Below are 19364 nucleotides of genomic sequence, written 5' to 3'. Positions count from 1 at the left end.
AATCTAGAAGGACCAGATAATGGCCGACGATACCCAGGGCGCGGCAGCGCCGCAGCCCGGCACCGCGCCCAGCATGAACCTTGTGGGTCAGTATATCCGTGACCTCTCCTTTGAAAATCCCGGTGCGCCGGGAACCCTGCTCGGCGGTGGCGCCAACCCCGCCTTCAACGTCTCCATCTCGGTGGGCGTGAAAAAGCAGAGCGAGGAAATCTACGCGATCGAGCTGACGCTCAATGCCAAGGCCAATCGCGAAGAGACCGTGCTGTTCAATGTCGAATTGGTCTATGGCGGCATTTTCCGTTTGAAGAACGTGCCCGAGGCCCAGCTGTCGCCCCTGCTGATGATCGAGTGCCCCCGCCTGATCTTCCCGTTTGCGCGCCAGGTCCTGGCCAGCGTCACCCAGCAGGGCGGCTTCCCGCCGCTGATGATGGAACCGGTCGATTTTTCTGCCATTTACCGGCAGAATCTCGCCAAGCTGGCCGCCCAGCAGGGTGCGCCTGCCGCGGCCGACGCCGTCGAAACGCCAAAGCCCAACTGATCAGCCGCGTCGTCTTAATGAAAACCCCGGTTTGCGCCGGGGTTTTTGTTTATTTTTGCACCGGACCTATCGGGCTGCGTCAACCGTTTCATATTTGGTCCAGATGGCGCTATCGCCCATCTTCTCGACAAAGGCGGCATGAGCCGCTGCCTCGCTGGGGCTGATGCGGACCGGCAGTGGGGTAGGGCGCTGCGCCACCGCGATGCGCACATGATGCATGCCGGAGGTGTTCGTCCCCACCTCGGCCACCAGCGCCAGGCTCACCTGCTTGCCGCCGATCAGCTCGAGATAGACTTCGGCCAGGATCTCGCTGTCGAGCAGCGCGCCGTGCAGCGTCCGGCGGGAATTGTCGATGCCGTAATGCTTGCAGAGCGCATCCAGGCTCACCCTTGCGCCGGGATGCTTCTGCCGGGCCACCATGACGGTGTCGATCACCGGATTGGACAAGGCCTTGCGGCCGGAAATTTCCAGCTGGTGATTGAGAAAGCCCATGTCGAAGGGGGCATTGTGAATGACCAGGGTCGCGTCCCCGATGAATTCGAGAAAGTCGCCGACCACATCCCTGAACAAAGGCTTGTCAGAGAGGAATTCCTCGCTCAGTCCGTGAACACGAAAGGCCTCTTCAGGCATGGGGCGCTGGGGATTGATATAGACGTGGAAATTCTTGCCCGTGGGAATGTGGTTGATCAGCTCCACACAGCCGATTTCCACCAGCCGGTCGCCGCCTTGCGGCGACAGGCCCGTGGTTTCGGTATCAAGCACGATTTCCCTGAGCATCAACCCTGCCGTTTCGCCCTGATCCTGCCCACCAGATCGGCAATTTGGGCTTCGATCACGTCGCGCGGTTGCGCGGTATCGAAGAGCCATGTGGCCCGCTTCTTCTTTTCCGCCTGTGGCATCTGGCGAGCAAGCAGGCTCTCCATCTTTTCCACATTCATGCCGGGGCGGGCGAGAATGCGCTCCCGCTGGATGGCATCCTCACAAAAGGTGACGGCGATGGCATCGAACCCGTAATCGTAGCCGCTCTCGAACAGCAGCGGCACTTCGACCGCGGCCAGCGCATTGCCTGCGCGCTCGGCCATTTCGAGAAAATCGGCAATAGCGCTGCGCACCAGCGGGTGCACCACTGCCTCAAGGCGCTTGAACCCTGAGGGATCGGCACCAAGGCGCCGCGACAGTTCGGAGCGGTCGATCACGCCCTTCACCGTCACGCCGGGAAACAGCTTTTCGACAGGAGCAATGGCAACGCCCTCATAGAGTTTTGCGACTGCCTCATCGGCCGAAAAGACCGGCACACCGACCGCCTCGAATGCCTTGAGCAGGGTGGACTTTCCCGTGGCAATGGAGCCGGTCACGCCGATCCGGAGCATTCTCAGTGCTCCAATGTCGCTTCGACGCGTGCCCGCAGTTGCGGCGTCACCTGCGGCGTCACGCCGAACCAGGCGGCAAAGCCGGGCACGGCCTGGTGCAGGAGCATGCCCAGTCCATCCACGGTGCGCAGGCCATGCGCCCGCGCCTCGGCGAGGAGCGGGGTTTCGAGCGGCGTATAGACGATATCGGTGACCAGGGTCGCGGGCGCCAGCAGGCTCAGGTCGAGCCAGTCGAACCTGGTGCCGTGCATGCCGATGGAACTGGTATTGACCACCAGCCCGATGCTCGGCGCCAGTTTGGCAAAGGCCTCGAAGCCATGGGCCTCGAACGGGCCATCGATTTCGGCCACCAGAGACCGGGCATTTTCCAGAGTACGATTGAGCACATGGACCGTGCCGCCATTGCGGCGGCGCAGCGCCACCAGCACTGCTCTTGCGGCGCCGCCTGCGCCAATGATCAGCGCGTCATTGGGCCCATCGGACCAAGTGGACGCATTGGCGTCGAGATTGCCCAGAAAGCCGAGATAATCGGTGTTGGTGCCATGCACCTTGCCGTCCCGTACGACCAGCGTATTGACCGCCCCGATCATGCGCGCCAGATCGTCGACGCTGTCGCAGAGCGCAAACACCGCTTCCTTGTGGGGAATAGTGACATTGCCGCCGGCAAATTCTCCGCTGCGCAGCCGCGTGAAAAAGCTTGGCAGATCCTCCGGCGCGACATCGATGGCTTCGTAGCTGCCATCCAGACCGTATTCGGTCAGCCAGCTGCCGTGGATAAGCGGCGAGCGCGAATGGGCAATGGGATGCCCGATGACAAAGGCCTTGGTGGTCAATGCTCAGTCCTGAGGCTGGAGAAGCTCGGGGGCGATATCGCGCAAAGCAGCGAGCAGGGGAAGGAGCGGCAGCCCCAGAATAGTGAAGTAATCACCCGTCACTCTCTCAAACAGGCGAATGGACGGACCTTCGAGGCGATAGGAGCCTACCGAACCTAGAATATCAGTGCCTTCCAGGTCGAGGACTTGGTCGCGCTCTTGGGCCGTGAAATCGCGCATCGTCAATTCCGCGGTCTGGATATCGGACCAGAGCAGAACCCCGTCGCGCACCAGCGTCACGGCGGCATGCAGGCGATGGGTCTTGCCGCGCAGATGATCGAGTTGTGCGGCCGCTTCCGGGCGCGAGGCGGGCTTGTGCAAAAGTTCGGGGCCCAGGGCCAGGGTCTGGTCGGCGCCGATCACAAGATCACCATTGTGGCCGGCTGACACCGTCTCCGCCTTGCGTTGAGCCAGCAGCAGGGCAATGTCGCGTCCATCGCCACCGGCGGCAAGCGCCTCGGATTCTGCGGCACGCTCGTCAATCTGCGCCGGCATGGTTGAAAAACGCAATCCGGCCTTGTCCAGCAGGGCTTTGCGCGTCGGACTGGTAGAAGCAAGGATGAGCATGAGACACGTTTTTCCACACTGTCATCCACAGCTCAAGACCGGGCTGTGTTTTGGTCGTGCAAGTTTGGGCCAGAGCCAGACTTGTTCGACCTGGCTAACAAATCGTTAACAGGCTGACTTATGGCGGGCTTCAGGAAGGGGATGGAAAGGTCTGGGGAAAAGCCTTTGCGGGGGACCGAGAGATATCCTCGGGAACATCCACAGCCTAAATCGAATCATTGACTCGGGACGAGCCGGATTAACCTATCGTTAATCTATTGGGCAGAGCGCGCAACTGCTGTTGTCCCGCGCTTGATTCACAGTTCCTTAACCATGCCCTGCGCGCAAGTGTCACTCGCCGGCTTGATTGTGGAGGACGCTGAATTGCAGCTAAACACCGCCATAATGATAAAGAAGCGAAGCTAGAAAGACTCTTTATAGGGTTTTGGAAGGGATGAATCGATGAGCCCGGTGACGCACAAACCGCTGCTGGCGACCGTACTCGGGAAGCGTCAGGAACGGCCGCCGGTATGGATCATGCGGCAGGCCGGTCGATACCTTCCGGAATATCGTGAGCTCCGCACGAAGGCCCGGGACTTTCTCGAGCTTTGCTATACCCCTGAGCTGGCCGTTGAGGTGACTCTGCAACCGCTGCGGCGCTTTGATCTCGACGCAGCGATCCTGTTCTCCGACATTCTGGTCATTCCCGATGCCCTGGGACAGAGCGTTCGCTTTGCGACCGGCGAAGGTCCATTGCTCGAAGCTTTGGACGAAAAGACTATCGAAGCACTGGATCGGGATCGGGCCATGGATCACCTCCAACCGGTACTGGAGACCGTGCGCCGCTTGCGGGCGATGCTGCCACAGGAAAAAACCCTGATCGGCTTCTGTGGCGCGCCCTGGACCGTGGCCACCTATATGCTGAACGGTCGAGGGTCGCCGGATCAATGGACGGCCCGCAAGTTCGCGCTCGAACATCCCGAGGCTTTCGAGAGGCTGATCGATATTCTGGTGGATACCTCGATCGACTATCTCGCGGCGCAGCTCGAAGCGGGTGCCGATGTGGTGCAGATCTTTGAAAGCTGGGCGCTGAATCTTGATGATTCCGCCTTTGCCCGCCAGGTCATGGAGCCCAATCGCCGGATCGTTGAAGGTCTGCGCCAGCGTATTCCCAATGCCCCCATAATCGGTTTTCCGCGCGGCGCAGCCGGTAATCTCCGGCGCTATGCGGAGGCGACGGGCGTCAATGCGCTGGGGATCGATTTCGCCACGCCGCTCGATTTCGTTCACAATCATCTGCCGGCAGACCTGCCCGTGCAGGGCAATCTAGACCCGTTGCGGCTGGTGGTGGGCGGCAAACCCATGGAAGATCAGGTCAGAGCCGTCCTTGCCGCCTTCCGGGATCGCCCGCACATCTTCAATCTGGGACATGGCATCGTGCCCGAAACCCCGATTGCTCATGTCGAGCGGCTGATCGAACTGGTCAGGAACGGTTAAGGCCGTGCCGGCATATCGAGGACAAGGTTATGTATGAATGGGTCAAGGCGCTGCATGTCATCTCGGTGATCGCCTGGATGGCGGGGATGATGTATCTGCCGCGCCTTTTTGTCTATCACGCCGAGTCTGCGCCGGGTTCGGAAAAGGCCGAGACCTTCAAGATCATGGAACGGCGGCTCTATCGCGGCATTGTCACCCCGGCGATGGTCGCCACCTGGATTTTCGGTCTCTGGCTCGCCTTCGGCTTCGGCATTGTGGATTTTTCCCAGGGGTGGATGTGGCTCAAGGCCGTGATGGTGCTGGCGCTGAGCGGCGTGCATGGCTGGTACGGTTCGATGCTGCGGGCCTTTGCCGAGGACCGGAATGCCAGGAGCCATAAGTTCTATCGGGCCATCAACGAAATTCCCTTTGTGATCGCCATTGTCATTGTCATCGCTGTGATCGTGAAGCCGTTCTGATCCGGTGACAGCCGGGCCTCGCTGCCGGTGTGGGCGCAACATCCTGCATCCGGCCTCTATCGGTCCAAGGTTTCACGTGAATCGGAGACGAGGATTTTGAATCAACCTTGAAACGGAAGCCGGATCACGTTACATGAAGGCAAGGCATCCCCTGATTGCGCGACCGCCCGGTTGCTGCGCGATGCCGATCTTCCCCCGATTTATTTGACTGCCCAGTCTTACCGATATCCCTCAAGGGTCGTTTCGCTACATGCAGAATATCAAGCTCAGTGAGCTCAAGGCCAAATCCCCGGCTGAACTCTTGGCTTTCGCCGAGGAACTCGAGGTCGAGAACGCATCGACCATGCGCAAGCAAGAGTTGATGTTCGCCATACTCAAGGAACTGGCGGCTCAGGACATCAATATTGTCGGCGAAGGCGTGGTCGAAGTGCTTCCCGACGGGTTCGGCTTCCTGCGCTCCCCCGATGCGAATTACCTGCCGGGCCCGGACGACATCTATGTCAGTCCCAGCCAGATTCGCCGCTTCGGCCTTCGTACTGGCGACACGGTCGAGGGCGAAATTCGCTCTCCCAAGGAAGGCGAGCGCTATTTCGCCCTGCTCAAGGTTTCGACCATCAATTTCGAAGATCCGGAGGCGGTGCGCCACAAGGTCAATTTCGACAATCTTACCCCGCTCTATCCCGAAGAGCGGCTGCGCCTGGAGTTGCCCGATCCGACCGTCAAGGATCGCTCGGCCCGCCTGCTCGATCTCGTGGCGCCACTCGGCAAAGGCCAGCGCGCGTTGATTGTTGCGCCGCCGCGCACTGGTAAAACCGTATTGTTGCAGAATATTGCACAATCAATCGCTACCAATCACCCCGAATGCTATCTGATCGTCCTCCTTATTGACGAGCGGCCGGAAGAAGTGACCGACATGCAGCGCTCGGTGCGCGGCGAGGTCATTTCCTCCACCTTTGACGAACCAGCCTCGCGCCACGTCCAGGTTGCGGAGATGGTGATCGAGAAGGCCAAGCGCCTGGTCGAACACAAGCGCGACGTGGTGATCCTGCTTGATTCCATCACCCGTCTCGGCCGCGCTTACAACACCGTGGTACCGAGCTCGGGCAAGGTGCTGACCGGTGGCGTGGATGCCAATGCCCTGCAGCGTCCCAAGCGCTTCTTCGGCGCCGCGCGCAATATCGAGGATGGCGGCTCGCTGACCATCATCTCGACCGCGCTGATCGATACCGGCTCACGCATGGACGAAGTGATTTTCGAAGAGTTCAAGGGTACCGGCAATTCGGAAATCGTCCTCGATCGCAAGGTCGCCGACAAGCGCGTCTTCCCGGCCATCGATATCAACAAGTCCGGCACCCGCAAGGAAGAGCTGCTGGTCGAGCCCGATATCCTGCGCAAGATGTACGTCCTGCGCCGCATCCTCAACCCGATGGGGACGATCGACGCGATGGAATTCCTGACCGACAAGGTGCGGCAGACCAAGACCAATTCGGATTTCTTCGATTCGATGAATACTTAAGCCGACGAGGCGGACCCGGGCAATGCGGGCGGGCGACACCATCATGGCGCTCTCCTCCGGCTCCCTGCCGGCCGGAGTCGCTGTCATCCGGCTGTCTGGTCCAGGGGTGCGCGCCGCGCTGGAGACGATGGCGGGGGGCGTTCCAGAGCCACGCCGCATGGTGCTGCGCCATATCGGGGCGCAGCGGCGGCTCGACCAGGGCCTCGTCGTCTATTTTCCTGGTCCCAACAGTTTCACTGGCGAGGACTGCGCCGAACTGCAGGTGCATGGCTCCCCTGCCGGCGTCAAAGCCATCTTGGCCGACCTTCGGCGCCACGGGCTGCGCCTGGCCGAGGCGGGCGAATTTACCCGGCGCGCCTTCGAGAATGGCCAGCTCGACCTGGTGGAGATCGAGGGCCTGGGCGACCTTCTCAGTGCCGACACCGAAAAGCAGCGCCAACAGGCCTTGGCCCGCTATGACGGACGGCTGACGGCGGAGATCGATATCTGGCGTGACAAGCTGCTCGACCTCAGGGCCGAGATTGAAGCCCGTCTCGACTTTTCCGATGAAGGGGATGTGGCCGAGGACTTGCCAGAGAATTGGCAAAACCAGCTTTCAAACCTGGAGAGTTGCATCGCTGCGGCGCTGGCCTCGGTGGATAGCGGCCGCATCGTGCGCGAGGGCATTCGCGTGGCTTTGGCCGGAGCGCCCAATGCAGGAAAGTCCAGCCTGATTAACGCTTTGGCCAGATCCGATATCGCCATTGTTTCGGATGAAGCCGGCACAACCCGCGATGTCCGGGAGGTGCCGCTCGATATCGGGGGCCAACTCTTTGTTCTGCTGGATCTGGCGGGACTGCGCGATACGGAGAGCCGGGCGGAAGCCGAGGGCATTCGTCGTGCGGAACAGGCCATTGGGAATGCCGAGATCGTGCTGTGGCTAAAGGCACCGGACATCGAGGATGTCGAACGGCCCCTCACCAGTGGCCGCCTGGTGGTCATCGGTACTAAGTCCGATCTGGGTCAGGTGGATGGCCAGGATCTTTCGGTCTCGACCATCGACGGGGATGGACTTCAGGCCCTTGTGACAAAGCTGGGCGAGCTTGGACAGGAGCTGGCTGGCGGTGAGCCGACCCTTGTCAGTCATGAGCGCGACCGGCACGCGCTGGAAAACACGCTTGCAGCACTTGCAGAGACCCGTGATTCATTAGGCAATTGGGAACTGGCAGCGGAATCGTTGCGGCGCGCCTCGGCCTCGCTTGAGCGGCTGATCGGACGGCTCGACGCAGAGCGGGTGCTGGACAGGCTCTTTGCCAGCTTCTGCATCGGAAAGTGACCATCCCCGTGTAGAATATGGATTGATTCACGTGAAACATCCTGTGGCGGCTGGCGCTCACTCGCCGATTGATTCACGTGAAACATTGGCCTATGTCAGGCGCCTTGGAGAAAAGCCATGACTGACTATGCCGTCATCATCGTCGGCGGCGGCCACGCGGGGACGGAAGCCGCCGCAGCCTCTGCCCGGCTTGGTGTCCCCACAGCCCTGATCACCCATCGCTTCGCCACCATTGGCGAGATGAGTTGCAACCCGGCCATTGGTGGGCTGGGCAAGGGTCACCTCGTGCGTGAGATCGACGCTATGGATGGGCTGATGGGACGCGTGGCCGATGCTGCGGGTATCCAGTTCCGAGTCCTCAATCGCCGCAAGGGGCCGGCCGTGCGCGGACCGCGTGTTCAGGCCGACCGCAAGCTCTATCGCGAGGCCATGCAGGAGGCGATCGCAGCCCAGCCCAATCTCGAGGTAATCGAGGGTGAGGTCGACGACCTTGAGGTGACAGATGGGGTCATTTCCGGCGTGCGCCTGCTCGATGGTCGCCAGTTCGGCACAAGGGCCGTGGTTCTGACGACCGGCACCTTCCTCCGCGGCCTCATTCATCGTGGCGAAGAAACCGTCCCGGCCGGCCGCCTGGGTGAGAAGCCGGTGCTTGGCCTCTCCACGCGCCTTGAAGGCCTGGGTCTGGCGCTGGGCCGCCTCAAGACCGGCACACCAGCCCGCCTCGAAGGCAAGAGCATCGACTATTCGGTGCTGGAGGAGCAGCCCGGCGACACGCCACCGGAGCCGTTCTCGGCCCTGACGGCTTCCATCACCACGCCGCAGATTTCCTGCCATATCACCCGCACCACGGCGGAGACGCATCGTATCATCAGCGAGAACCTTCATCGTTCCGCCATGTATTCGGGCCGCATCCATTCGCGGGGCCCGCGTTACTGCCCTTCTATCGAGGACAAGGTGGTGCGCTTTGCCGATCGGGACAGTCACCAGATCTTCCTTGAACCCGAAGGGCTGGATGATAGCACCGTCTATCCCAACGGCTTGTCCACTTCTCTGCCGGCCGAAGTGCAGGGAACCTTCCTGCGCTCCATGCCGGGTCTTGAACATGTCGAGATCATCCGGCCTGGCTATGCGATCGAATATGATTATGTCGATCCGCGCGAGCTGCGGCCGACGCTGGAAGTGAAGAAGCAGCCAGGACTTTACCTGGCCGGACAGATCAATGGCACCACCGGCTATGAAGAGGCCGGTGCGCAAGGTCTCCTGGCCGGCGCCAATGCGGCACTTGCTGCCCAGGGCGCGGATCCGATGATCCTTTCGCGCACCGAAAGCTATCTCGGTGTCATGGTGGATGACCTAGTCACGCGGGGGGTCAGCGAACCCTATCGCATGTTTACCTCGCGCGCTGAATTCCGCCTGCATCTGCGCGCCGATAATGCCGATCAACGGTTGACGCCCATGGCTATAGACAAGGGCCTGGTGGGCGAGGCGCGCGCAGAGATCTTTCGCGATAAGGGCAACGCCTTGCGCGACAGCCGCAATCTGCTCGATACCCTCTCGGTTTCTCCCACCGAGGCCCGCAAGGCTGGCATAGCCGTCAACGCGGACGGCAAACGCCGCTCAGCGTTCGAATTGCTCTCCTATCCCGATATCGCCGTGGCCGACTTGGTGAAAATGTGGCCCGAACTCGGTTCCATAGCTCCCGTTGTCATGGAACAGGTAGAGATTGACGCCCAGTATGCGGTCTATCTTGATCGCCAGAAGGCCGATATCGAGGGCGTCCGGCGTGACGAGCAGCGCCGTATTCCCGACGATCTCGACTATGCCGCCATCCCCGGCCTGTCGACGGAGCTGCGCCAGAAGCTGGCCGCCCACCGTCCGCAGACCATTGCCCAGGCCCAGGCGATGGATAGCATGACCCCAGCGGCCATCACCTTGCTTCTCGCTGTCATTCGTCGCGGCGACCAGCGCAAGGCCGGGTAATGGCTGATTTTTCCGCCATCGCTCCCTATTCGGCGCACTTTACACGTCCGTTGGATGCCGTAGGTGCTGACTTGGAATCTTATGCCAAGCTGCTGGCGAAATGGCAGGCGGTACAGAATCTTGTTTCACGTGAAACACTGGGGCAGGTCTGGACCCGCCATTTTGCCGATAGCCTGCAAATTCTTGCCCTGACCCGCCCTCAGGAGCGTCTGTTCCTGGACTTTGGCAGCGGCGGTGGGTTTCCGGCCTTGCCCATGGCGATCGGCAGCAAGGGCGGTGACCGGAGCTTCGTTTTGATCGAGCCCAATGCACGCAAAGTCAGCTTTCTGCGCACGGTGGCACGGGAACTCAAGCTCAATGTCGTGGTCATTGGCCGTCGTAGCGATGAAATTGATTCACGTGAAACAGGCGTCCCGCATGTCATAACCTCACGTGCCTTGGCCGCCTTGCCGCTGCTTTGCATCTGGATGGCGCCGTTTTTCGGCCCTCATACCCGCGCCCTGCTGCATAAAGGGCGGGAACATGTTGAAGAGCTGTCGGAATCGAGTGTGCGATGGCATCACGACGTGTTAATAACGAGCAGTGACACCGATCCGGGCGGCGTAATCCTTGAGATTGCGAATTTGCGTGGAATATCTGTGAGTTAGCGGCAAACGGAGGCCAATTTGGCACCCCGGATATTGACTTTGGCCAATCAGAAGGGCGGCGTGGGCAAGACCACGACGGCCATCAACCTGGCGACGGCGCTTGCGGCCATTGGCGAGCGCGTATTGATCGTCGATCTCGACCCGCAGGGCAATGCGTCTACGGGCCTGGGGATTTCGCGCACTGATCGCGAAGTCTCCGCCTATGACGTTCTGGTGGGCGAAGCCAGCGTGCCACAGGCTGCTATCATGACCAGCGTGCCGAATGTGGCCATCGTTCCCTCGACCATGGACCTCCTCGGCGTCGAGTTGACCATTGCCGGCCAGGCTGATCGTGCATTCAAATTGCGCAATGCGTTCAAGCATATGGATGAATTGCGCATCAACGATCAGCCGGTCAGCTATATCCTGATCGATTGCCCTCCCTCCCTAAACCTGCTCACCGTCAATTCGCTGGTCGCCGCCGATGCCGTGCTGGTGCCGCTGCAATGCGAGTTCTTCGCCCTTGAGGGTCTCAGCCAGTTGCTGCAGACCATTGAGCAGATCCGCTCTACTCTCAACCCTCGCCTTTCTATCCAGGGCGTGGTGATGACAATGTTCGACAAGCGCAACAATCTGAGCGAGCAGGTTTTGCATGATGTGCGCAGCGAAATGGGCGATCTCGTCTACGACACCGTTATTCCACGCAATGTCCGCCTGTCCGAGGCGCCGTCCTATGGCAAGCCGGCTTTGCTCTATGATCTCAAATGTGCGGGAAGCCAGGCCTATCTGCGTCTTGCCACCGAAGTCATCCGCCGCGAGCGGCGTTTGAACGCTGCCTAGGAGCCGAAAATGACCGACAAACCGACACGACTGGGGCGGGGCCTTGCGGCATTGATTGGCGACATGGCGGCCATGGAAGGCGCGCGCGTTACCGAATCCGGCTCAGGCAGCAAAAAATTGCCTGTCGATTTCATTATCGCCAACCGTGCCAATCCGCGCCGCAGCTTTGACCCAGATCAGCTTGAAGAGCTGACCAATTCGATCCGCGAGAAGGGCGTGATGTCGCCACTCCTGGTGCGACCGACCGATGATCCCAATATTTTCGAGCTAATTGCCGGTGAACGGCGCTGGCGAGCCGCACAGAAGGCCGGGTTGCATGACGTGCCGGTCATTGTCCGCGAGGTCGATGACAAGGAAGCGCTTGAGCTCGCCATTATCGAAAACGTGCAGCGCGCCGATCTCAACCCGCTGGAAGAAGCCATGGGCTATGGCCAGCTGATCGAGCAGTTTGACTATACCCAGCAGGATCTGGCCCAAGTGATCGGCAAGTCCCGCTCGCATGTCGCCAATACGCTGCGCCTGTTGCGCCTGCCCGAAGACGTCCGCGGCATGGTAGCCAGCGGCACGCTGACGGCCGGTCACGCGAGGACTTTGATCACGGTGGAAGATCCCGCCGCCCTGGCCCGCCAGATCGTCGACAAGGGCCTGTCCGTGCGCGAGGCGGAGGCGCTCAGCCAGCAGCGTGACATGCCGCGGCGCAAGCCCGTGGTTGATGTTGAGCAGCGCGATGCCGACACGCTGGCGCTGGAACGGCGGCTTGCCGATGCGCTGGGACTGAGCGTGGCGCTCAACCATTCCGAGCGCGGCGGCAAGATCGAAATCCGCTACAAGACGCTCGAACAGCTGGACGATATCTGTCTTCGCCTCACCGGGCGTGCGAACTAAGCCCTTGTTATAAAACTTGTTCCACGTGAAACCCTCTTGTTTTCGGGGCGGTTTCCATTTGCTGGACGTCGTGTTTCCAGTGAAACAGGCTTTAGTGTGTGGCCGCCATCATGCAGAGTGCCAGGGTGGTGCGGCGCAGAACGGCCTCGGCCAGAGCCGGTCGACGCCGCGAGTCCGACACAGCCTGCAGGATTCGTTCATTCGCGCTGGCCAGGGCCATGTCGCTCCACAGGCGCAATTGCTGCTCCAGCGCGGCGATCCGCGAGAAATGCGCCTTGGGCTTGAGCCCGTCCAGCACCGCGCGCGGCGATTTTCCGCCATCCACCTCGGTGCGCCAGCGCCGCAGATTGGCGAAATGATTTGTCACCATGGCCAGCAATTGCTGCGGATTGACATTGGCCGCCAGCGCCCGGTTGAGCTCCAGTTCGAGCTTTTCGGCATGCCCGCCGCCGGTGGAATCAAGAATGGAATCAATGGCTAAGGCGCCATTGTCGGCACAGAGCAGCAGCACGTCCTCGCGCGTAAGCACCTTGCTGGAAGCAGCGTAGAGCGTGAGCTTCTCGATCTCTCGACGGGTGACCTCGCGATCATTGCCCAGAATGTCGCGGAGCGTCGGCACCACATCGCTGTCGGTGCGGATGCCGGCCTGGTTGAAGCTCTCGCGCATCAGCGCCATCAAGGTTTCGTCGCTGTCGGCATAGCAGGGCAGGGACCGTCCCAGTTTCGCGGCTTCCACCAGCGCCCGAAGCGCGTCGCGCGGCGGCAGATTGTCAGCTTCCAGCACGATGGCGGTGCCGCCGGGATCGTCGCGCAACTCGGTCAGCGGCATGACCAGCGCCTTGGTGGCATTGCGCACCCGCAGGATGCGCTTGCCGCCAAACAGCGAGCCGGAGCGGGCCTCAATCAGCAGAAGTGTCGGGTCGGCCGTGAGTTCCGGCCCGTCAAACACGGTAATATTGGCCGAGGCCGGGTCGTCGCCGCTCAAATGACGGATCAGCCGCTGCGCGGTTTCGCGCACCAGGCCGCCATCGGGCCCATAGGCGAGGAATATGCCCTCGCTGATATCGGGACGCGCCAGAAAACGCGCCACCTCATGGGCCTTGAGCGCCGTCATGTCCTAGACGACCAGGTTGACGATGCGGTCCTGCACCACAACCACCTTCTTGGGTGTCTTACCCTCCAGGGCCTTCTGCACGGTCTCCAGCGCCAGGACGAGCGCCTCGACGTCAGCCGCAGGCCTGCCCTTGGGCACGGTGATTTCAGCGCGGCGTTTGCCATTGATCTGGATCGGCAGGGTTACTTCGTCATCGACCAACAGCGCCGGATCAACCTCCGGCCATAAGGCATCGACAACAAGTCCTTGTTTTCCAAGGACTTCCCAGCACGATTCAGCCAGATGTGGCATCATCGGGCTGATCAACTGCACCAGCTTCTCGACGCCTTCGGAGAGGGCTGCAGCAAGCGCGGCGTCAGGCTGGCCCTCCTTGGCCTTTACCAAGGCATTTGTCAGCTCATAGATGCGCGCAACGGCCCGGTTGAAGCCCAGACCCTCAATGTCCTGCGCCACACCGTGAACGGCGCGGTGGATAGTCTTGCGCAGTGCCGTCGCATCAGCACTGCTTTCTGCAACAATCTCTGAAGATTGTTTCGATATCTCGACCGTCTCATTGACCAGACGCCAGACGCGCTGCTGAAAGCGGCTGGCGCCCTCGACGCCTGATTCTGTCCATTGCACGTCACGCTCGGGGGGGGAATCGGAGAGCATGAACCAGCGGGCGGTGTCGGCACCATAACCCGAGACGATCTCATCGGGATCGACCACGTTCTTCTTGGATTTGCTCATCTTTTCGACCGAGCCGATGGCAATCGGGGCGCCGCTTACGGCATGGCGGGCACTACGCAGATCGCCATTGGCTTCCAGCACAACATCGGTCGGGGGCACCCATTCGCCCTTTTCCGATTTATAGGTCTCGTGGGTTACCATGCCCTGGGTGAACAGGCCCTGGAACGGCTCGTCCAGCCCGACATGGCCGGTGGCCTTCATGGCGCGGGTAAAAAAGCGCGAATAGAGCAGGTGCAGGATCGCATGCTCGACGCCGCCGATATACTGGTTCACTGGCAGCCAGCGATTTGCGACTTCCGGAATGGTGGGCGTGTCGGCATGGGGCGCCGTGAAGCGGGCGAAGTACCAGGAACTATCGACAAAGGTATCCATGGTGTCGGTTTCGCGCCGCGCTGAAGCGCCGCATTGCGGGCAGTGGACGTGCTTCCAAGTGGGATGGTGATCGAGCGCATTGCCCGGCTTGTCGAAGCTGACATCGTCCGGCAGCACTACCGGCAGGTCTTTCTTGGGCACGGGAATGGTGCCGCAGACCTCGCAATGGATCACTGGAATGGGGCAACCCCAATAGCGCTGGCGTGAAATGCCCCAGTCGCGCAGGCGATAATTCACTTCTACAACGCCCTGAGGCTTCCCATCGACGCTTAGGGCCCCGAAATGCGCGGTAATCTTTGCCTTGGCGTCATCAATAGACAACCCATCGAGGAAGCCCGAATTGAAGATGTTGCCAGCGTCAACATAGGCATCATTATCCACCGTGAAGCTTGCCGGATCGGCGCCCGGCGGCAGGACCACGGGCTTGACCGGCAGGTCATATTTGCGCGCGAAATCCAAATCGCGCTGGTCATGGGCCGGGCAACCGAAAATGGCGCCGGTGCCATAGTCCATCAGCACGAAATTGGCGACATATACGGGCAAGGTCTGGCCCTCGAGGACCGGGTGTTTGACGCGCAGGCCGGTGACGAGGCCTTTTTTCTCGGCCTTTTCCAACGTTTCGGTTGCAGTGCCCTGGCGGTGGAACTCGGCAACAAACTCGGCCAAGGCCGGATTGTCGGCCGCCAGTTCGCCAGTCAGGGGGTGATCGGGGGAGAGCGCGATAAAGGACGCGCCAAAAATGGTGTCGGGCCGGGTGGTAAAGACCTCGACGCTGGTAACATCGGTCTTTTCGCTCGGCTCCAGGGCAAACAGCAGCCGCAGTCCTTCGGATTTGCCGATCCAGTTGCGCTGCATGGTGCGCACTTTCTCCGGCCAATCGGTCAGGCCGTCGAGCGCGGTCAGCAGGTCTTCGGCAAAATCCGAGATCTTGAAGAACCATTGGGTCAGTTCGCGCTGCTCGACCACGGCGCCCGAGCGCCAGCCCTTGCCGTCGATCACCTGCTCATTGGCCAGGACCGTCATGTCGACTGGGTCCCAATTGACCTTGGAACTCTTGCGGGTGACGAGCCCGGCTTCGAGCATATCGATGAACATGGATTGCTGATGCTGGTAATAACTGGGCTCGCAGGTCGCGATTTCGCGGCTCCAATCGATGGAGAGGCCCATCGATTTCAATTGCGCCTTCATCGCCTCGATGTTCTGGCGGGTCCAGCTGCCCGGATGGGACTTGCGCTCGATGGCGGCATTTTCGGCCGGAAGCCCAAAGGCGTCCCAGCCCATGGGGTGCAGCACATTCTTGCCGCGGGCGCGGTGATAGCGCGCCACCACGTCGCCCATGGCATAATTGCGCACATGGCCCATATGGATGCGGCCGGAGGGGTAGGGGAACATCTCAAGGACGTAATAGGGTTCACGCGGATCGTCATTGGCGGTGACGAAGCTATCGGCTTCGTCCCAGACCTTCTGCCATTTCGGTTCGCTTTCGCGCGGATTGTAGCGTTCGCCGCTCACTGGATACTCGTCCTTGCAAGATTGACGCAGATGGCCTGCCGCAAAGGGCGGCGCAGCTTGCGTTTTCGAGGGATTTTGGCTACCCGGACCATCACCAGAAATACCCTGTCAGGTCAACAGAAACGGGGCCAGGACATGGCTGAGACACATGCGGGCGCGCAAACTGCCCTCGACTACATAAGCACCCGCATGGAAAAGGCCCGGCGGCGCTTCGGGCCGCCGCCTCAACAGGTCGAGTTGGTGGCGGTGTCGAAAACCTTCGCGGCCGAGGCTGTCGAGCCGTTTATCGAGGCCGGCCAGCGCGTGTTCGGGGAAAACCGGGTGCAGGAGGCCAAGGAAAAATGGCCGGCGCTGCGCGAGCGTTATCCAGATCTCGTCCTGCACCTGATCGGACCCCTCCAGACCAACAAGGCGCGCGAGGCCGTGGCGCTGTTCGATGTCATCGAAACGGTGGATCGCGACAAGCTGGCCGGCATACTGGCCGCCGAAATGGCGCGGGTGGACAGGCGGCTGCCCTGCTTCGTGCAGGTCAATATCGGCGGCGAGGCGCAGAAGGCGGGGGTTCCGGTGGCCGAGGCCGCCGATTTCGTGCGCCGTTGCCGGGAAGAGCACGGGCTCGATATCGTGGGCCTGATGTGCATTCCGCCTGAAGGCCAGCCGGCGGGCCCCTATTTTGCGATGCTGGCCGAGCTGGGCCGGGCGGCAGGGGTGGAAAAGCTCTCCATGGGCATGAGCGGCGATTTTGAAACCGCCATCGCCATGGGCGCTACCCATGTGCGGGTGGGCTCGGCCCTGTTCGGCCGCCGCTAGACGGGTCGTTCGCCCGTCCATCCATGCAACTTTTTGCGCCGATTGCGCGTTGTTTGCGCTTGAATAACGCCGTTGTGATTGGCTGGGCAAAAACGGGTCGCAATAGTGTGACCTTGGTCGATCCAGCGGGGAAAAGACCGGAGAATACAATGAACAAGCGACGCATCCTGGTCGTGGACGACGACGCAGACTTGCGCCAGACCCTGGTGGAACAGCTCCAGGGAGAGCCTGATTTCGACATTCTCCAGGCCGGCTCGGCCAAGGACGCGCTCAAGGCGGTGCGGGAGAATAATGTCGAGCTCACCATTCTCGATGTCGGCCTGCCGGACATGGATGGTCGCGAGGCCGTCAAGTTGATGCGCCAGGAGGGTTTTATGAGCCCGGTGCTGATGCTGACCGGCCACGACACGGATGCTGACGAGATCAAGGGCCTTGAAGCCGGGGCCAATGACTACCTCACCAAGCCCTTTCGTTATCCGGTGCTGCTGGCCCGCATCAATGCGGCCCTTCGGCAGCGCGACCAGAGCGAGGACGCCGTCTTCACCATCGGCCATTACAGCTTCCAGCCGGCGGCCAAGGTCCTCGAGACCAATGACGGAACCAAGGTCCGCCTGACGGACAAGGAAACGTCCATCCTTAAGTATCTCTATCGCCAAGGCCCCAAGACCATCACCCGCGATGTTCTCCTGAAGGAAGTCTGGGGCTATAATAACCGCGTCACCACCCACACGCTGGAAACCCATATCTATCGGTTGCGCCAGAAGATCGAACGCGATCCCTCCAATGCGCGGCTGCTGGTGACCGAGGATGGCGGCTATCGGCTTGTCCCCTGATATCGGGACAAACCCGTTCATTTCCGCCCCGAACTGACTTATAGCTGAGTGCAGGTGTCGTCCGCGCCCTGCGGGCGATTGTTGGCGCATCGGGTCTGGGGCTCATGAGAATGGACGATGCGGCCGGGGTACTGGCCCGGGCCGATTTCTTCGACATCTGCGACGACGAACAATTGCGCATGCTCGGCTTTGCCGGCGATCGCAAGCATTTTGACGCCGACGCCGTCATCTACAAGGCTGGCGAGGTGCCACAGGGCGCTTTCGTGCTCATCGAGGGGACGGTCAAGGCCCGGCATGAGGGCGCCGAGGCGGGCAAGCCCTATGCGCTCTCCGAGCCCGGCAGCGTCATCTCCCCCACCGCGCTCATTCTCGACAAGCCGCGTCCGGTGACCTTCACGGCCGTCACCGATTGCCAATTGCTGTTCGTGCCGCGCACCGCCTTCATGAAACTGGCGCGGCAAAATCCCGAACTGGCGCAGCGCGCCGCCGAGCGCATCCAGGCAGACCTCGGACGCTACATGCACGCCTTGGAGCCGCTCAAGAGCCGCATGAAGGGCGCTTAAGGCCGTACGAACCGCGCAATCACCGGCACATGGTCGGATGGCTTGTCGGTCCAGCCGCGGGCCGGGCGGATGATTTCGGCGCCGACCGAGCGTTCGGCCACATCGGGCGTGGACCAGATATGGTCCAGCCGCCGGCCCTTGTCGGCATTGTTCCAGTCAGCGCTGCGATAGCTCCACCAGGAATAGAGCTTGGTGTCATGCGGTACGTGCTTGCGCACCAGATCTACCCATCCATGGCCGCCCGAGAGCAGGGCGTTGAGCGCTTCAGTCTCGATCGGGGTGTGGCTTACCACCTTCAGGAGTTGCTTGTGACTCCACACATCGTTTTCATGCGGCGCGATGTTGAAGTCGCCGGCAATCAGATGGCCGCGCTGAAACACGGGCTCGCCAAACCATGTCTTGAGTTCGTCCAAAAATCCCAGCTTGTGCTTGAACTTGGGGTTGATCTCGGGGTCCGGCTCGTCGCCGCCGGCGGGTATGTAGAAATTGTGCAGGGTGAACGGCCCGTGGCCCAGGTCGACCAGGGCCGAGACATGGCGCGATTCGGGGATTTCGCAGAAAACGCGGCTCGACACATCGGTCAGCGGAAGTTTCGAGACAATAGCGACGCCGTGATAGCCCTTCTGCCCGTGCACGGCCATATGCGGATAGCCGGCCTCGATAAAGGCATTACGCGGAAACTGGTCATTGGTGCACTTGATCTCCTGCAGCATCAGCACATCGGGCTGATATTGCGCCAGGAAATCGAGCACCATGGGCAGGCGCAGCCGAACCGAATTGATGTTCCAGGTGACGACGGAATGGGTCATGGGGCGTCCGGGTAAGTCTGGGGGGTCTGGGTCACTTATCGCCAAGGGCAGGGCAGGGTAAAGCCGGAAATGGCCTAAACCTGTCAGCAGGTGTCTTAGTAGTTCAACGATCACCCGGCTCCACTCCCCCTTGACGGGGGGAGGTCGGAGAGGGCGTTCTAAACACGCTCGTGGCCAGG

General features: G+C 61.1%; 19 protein-coding genes. 12 read left to right on the top strand and 7 right to left on the bottom strand.

The features are described from left to right. Positions 1-19 precede the first annotated feature (19 nt). Complete coding sequence (gene secB / locus ACXYMS_RS13905; RefSeq protein ID WP_458907204.1) at positions 20-538, top strand: protein-export chaperone SecB; 519 nt, start codon at positions 20-22, stop codon at positions 536-538. Between the two features lie 66 nt (positions 539-604). On the opposite strand, the gene dnaQ is transcribed toward secB, so the two are convergent. Genes dnaQ through ACXYMS_RS13885 form a run of 4 tightly spaced genes read right to left on the bottom strand, consistent with a single transcriptional unit; the run spans position 605 to position 3347 of the window. Then, complete coding sequence (dnaQ, locus tag ACXYMS_RS13900) at positions 605-1315, bottom strand: DNA polymerase III subunit epsilon (protein ID WP_458907202.1); 711 nt, start codon at positions 1313-1315, stop codon at positions 605-607. After that, the gene (gene coaE, locus ACXYMS_RS13895; RefSeq protein ID WP_458907201.1) at positions 1315-1908 is read right to left on the bottom strand and encodes a dephospho-CoA kinase; all 594 of its coding nucleotides are present in this window, start codon (positions 1906-1908) and stop codon (positions 1315-1317) included. Before coaE ends, dnaQ begins: the two co-directional genes overlap by 1 nt. 2 nt (positions 1909-1910) lie before the next feature. Then, complete coding sequence (locus tag ACXYMS_RS13890; protein WP_458907200.1) at positions 1911-2741, bottom strand: shikimate dehydrogenase; 831 nt, start codon at positions 2739-2741, stop codon at positions 1911-1913. Between the two features lie 3 nt (positions 2742-2744). Further along, entirely contained in the window at positions 2745-3347 is a 603-nt protein-coding gene (locus tag ACXYMS_RS13885; protein WP_458907199.1) for a Maf family protein, read from the bottom strand. Positions 3348-3788: 441 nt separating this feature from the next. Here ACXYMS_RS13885 and hemE point away from each other — a divergent pair, with 441 nt between their 5' ends. The 8 genes from hemE to ACXYMS_RS13845 all read left to right on the top strand — a co-directional run bounded on the left by hemE (position 3789) and on the right by ACXYMS_RS13845 (position 12443). Beyond that, entirely contained in the window at positions 3789-4823 is a 1035-nt protein-coding gene (gene hemE, locus ACXYMS_RS13880) for a uroporphyrinogen decarboxylase (RefSeq protein ID WP_458907197.1), read from the top strand. Between the two features lie 29 nt (positions 4824-4852). Then, positions 4853-5281, top strand: a complete 429-nt coding sequence (gene hemJ / locus ACXYMS_RS13875) for a protoporphyrinogen oxidase HemJ (RefSeq protein WP_458907195.1) — start codon at positions 4853-4855, stop codon at positions 5279-5281. 250 nt (positions 5282-5531) lie between these two features. After that, positions 5532-6797: a transcription termination factor Rho gene (gene rho, locus ACXYMS_RS13870; RefSeq protein ID WP_458907194.1), complete on the top strand. Its 1266-nt coding sequence runs from the start codon at positions 5532-5534 to the stop codon at positions 6795-6797. 22 nt (positions 6798-6819) lie between these two features. Beyond that, a complete protein-coding gene (mnmE, locus tag ACXYMS_RS13865; protein WP_458907192.1) occupies positions 6820-8112 on the top strand; it encodes a tRNA uridine-5-carboxymethylaminomethyl(34) synthesis GTPase MnmE in 1293 nt (430 codons plus the stop codon). A 117-nt stretch (positions 8113-8229) separates the two neighbouring features. Beyond that, on the top strand, positions 8230-10092 hold the full coding sequence (gene mnmG / locus ACXYMS_RS13860) for a tRNA uridine-5-carboxymethylaminomethyl(34) synthesis enzyme MnmG (RefSeq protein WP_458907190.1): 1863 nt from the start codon (positions 8230-8232) through the stop codon (positions 10090-10092). Next, positions 10092-10739 (top strand): 16S rRNA (guanine(527)-N(7))-methyltransferase RsmG, encoded by a 648-nt coding sequence (gene rsmG, locus ACXYMS_RS13855; protein ID WP_458907188.1) that lies wholly within the window; start codon positions 10092-10094, stop codon positions 10737-10739. Before mnmG ends, rsmG begins: the two co-directional genes overlap by 1 nt. An 18-nt stretch (positions 10740-10757) precedes the next feature. Beyond that, positions 10758-11558, top strand: coding sequence for a ParA family protein (locus ACXYMS_RS13850; RefSeq protein WP_458907186.1), 801 nt, complete (start codon positions 10758-10760; stop codon positions 11556-11558). A gap of 9 nt (positions 11559-11567) precedes the next feature. Further along, positions 11568-12443: a ParB/RepB/Spo0J family partition protein gene (locus ACXYMS_RS13845; protein WP_458907184.1), complete on the top strand. Its 876-nt coding sequence runs from the start codon at positions 11568-11570 to the stop codon at positions 12441-12443. Positions 12444-12534: 91 nt separating this feature from the next. On the opposite strand, the gene holA is transcribed toward ACXYMS_RS13845, so the two are convergent. Together holA and leuS are read right to left on the bottom strand one after the other, a co-directional pair. Continuing rightward, on the bottom strand, positions 12535-13557 hold the full coding sequence (holA, locus tag ACXYMS_RS13840) for a DNA polymerase III subunit delta (protein WP_458907182.1): 1023 nt from the start codon (positions 13555-13557) through the stop codon (positions 12535-12537). 3 nt (positions 13558-13560) lie between these two features. Further along, on the bottom strand, positions 13561-16170 hold the full coding sequence (gene leuS / locus ACXYMS_RS13835; protein WP_458907180.1) for a leucine--tRNA ligase: 2610 nt from the start codon (positions 16168-16170) through the stop codon (positions 13561-13563). A 135-nt stretch (positions 16171-16305) separates the two neighbouring features. On the opposite strand from leuS, the gene ACXYMS_RS13830 reads away from it, so the two are divergent. The 3 genes from ACXYMS_RS13830 (at position 16306) to ACXYMS_RS13820 (ending at position 18376) form a co-directional block, all read left to right on the top strand. Then, positions 16306-16980 carry a YggS family pyridoxal phosphate-dependent enzyme gene (locus ACXYMS_RS13830; protein ID WP_458907178.1) on the top strand — a complete coding sequence of 225 codons (675 nt, stop codon included), beginning with the start codon at positions 16306-16308 and terminating at the stop codon, positions 16978-16980. Between the two features lie 149 nt (positions 16981-17129). Continuing rightward, the gene (locus ACXYMS_RS13825) at positions 17130-17813 is read left to right on the top strand and encodes a response regulator transcription factor (protein ID WP_458907177.1); all 684 of its coding nucleotides are present in this window, start codon (positions 17130-17132) and stop codon (positions 17811-17813) included. A 110-nt stretch (positions 17814-17923) separates the two neighbouring features. After that, positions 17924-18376, top strand: coding sequence for a Crp/Fnr family transcriptional regulator (locus ACXYMS_RS13820; RefSeq protein ID WP_458907175.1), 453 nt, complete (start codon positions 17924-17926; stop codon positions 18374-18376). Here the strand turns inward: ACXYMS_RS13820 and ACXYMS_RS13815 are convergent. After that, complete coding sequence (locus ACXYMS_RS13815; protein WP_458907173.1) at positions 18373-19185, bottom strand: exodeoxyribonuclease III; 813 nt, start codon at positions 19183-19185, stop codon at positions 18373-18375. The genes ACXYMS_RS13820 and ACXYMS_RS13815 overlap by 4 nt on opposite strands. Positions 19186-19364: the final 179 nt, after the last annotated feature.

The sequence above is a fragment of the Devosia sp. CAU 1758 genome (assembly GCF_054482695.1).
This window is presented reverse-complemented; position numbering and strand designations above follow the sequence as displayed.

Bases quoted from the DNA above. Each gene is read 5' to 3' on its own strand.
- secB (WP_458907204.1), top strand. From the start codon at position 20: ATGGCCGACGATACCCAGGGCGCGGCAGCGCCGCAGCCCGGCACCGCG.
- dnaQ (WP_458907202.1), bottom strand. From the start codon at position 1,315: ATGCTCAGGGAAATCGTGCTTGATACCGAAACCACGGGCCTGTCGCCG.
- coaE (WP_458907201.1), bottom strand. From the start codon at position 1,908: ATGCTCCGGATCGGCGTGACCGGCTCCATTGCCACGGGAAAGTCCACC.
- ACXYMS_RS13885 (WP_458907199.1), bottom strand. From the start codon at position 3,347: ATGCTCATCCTTGCTTCTACCAGTCCGACGCGCAAAGCCCTGCTGGAC.
- hemE (WP_458907197.1), top strand. From the start codon at position 3,789: ATGAGCCCGGTGACGCACAAACCGCTGCTGGCGACCGTACTCGGGAAG.
- hemJ (WP_458907195.1), top strand. From the start codon at position 4,853: ATGTATGAATGGGTCAAGGCGCTGCATGTCATCTCGGTGATCGCCTGG.
- rho (WP_458907194.1), top strand. From the start codon at position 5,532: ATGCAGAATATCAAGCTCAGTGAGCTCAAGGCCAAATCCCCGGCTGAA.
- mnmE (WP_458907192.1), top strand. From the start codon at position 6,820: ATGCGGGCGGGCGACACCATCATGGCGCTCTCCTCCGGCTCCCTGCCG.
- mnmG (WP_458907190.1), top strand. From the start codon at position 8,230: ATGACTGACTATGCCGTCATCATCGTCGGCGGCGGCCACGCGGGGACG.
- rsmG (WP_458907188.1), top strand. From the start codon at position 10,092: ATGGCTGATTTTTCCGCCATCGCTCCCTATTCGGCGCACTTTACACGT.
- ACXYMS_RS13845 (WP_458907184.1), top strand. From the start codon at position 11,568: ATGACCGACAAACCGACACGACTGGGGCGGGGCCTTGCGGCATTGATT.
- holA (WP_458907182.1), bottom strand. From the start codon at position 13,557: ATGACGGCGCTCAAGGCCCATGAGGTGGCGCGTTTTCTGGCGCGTCCC.
- ACXYMS_RS13830 (WP_458907178.1), top strand. From the start codon at position 16,306: ATGGCTGAGACACATGCGGGCGCGCAAACTGCCCTCGACTACATAAGC.
- ACXYMS_RS13825 (WP_458907177.1), top strand. From the start codon at position 17,130: ATGAACAAGCGACGCATCCTGGTCGTGGACGACGACGCAGACTTGCGC.
- ACXYMS_RS13820 (WP_458907175.1), top strand. From the start codon at position 17,924: ATGGACGATGCGGCCGGGGTACTGGCCCGGGCCGATTTCTTCGACATC.
- ACXYMS_RS13815 (WP_458907173.1), bottom strand. From the start codon at position 19,185: ATGACCCATTCCGTCGTCACCTGGAACATCAATTCGGTTCGGCTGCGC.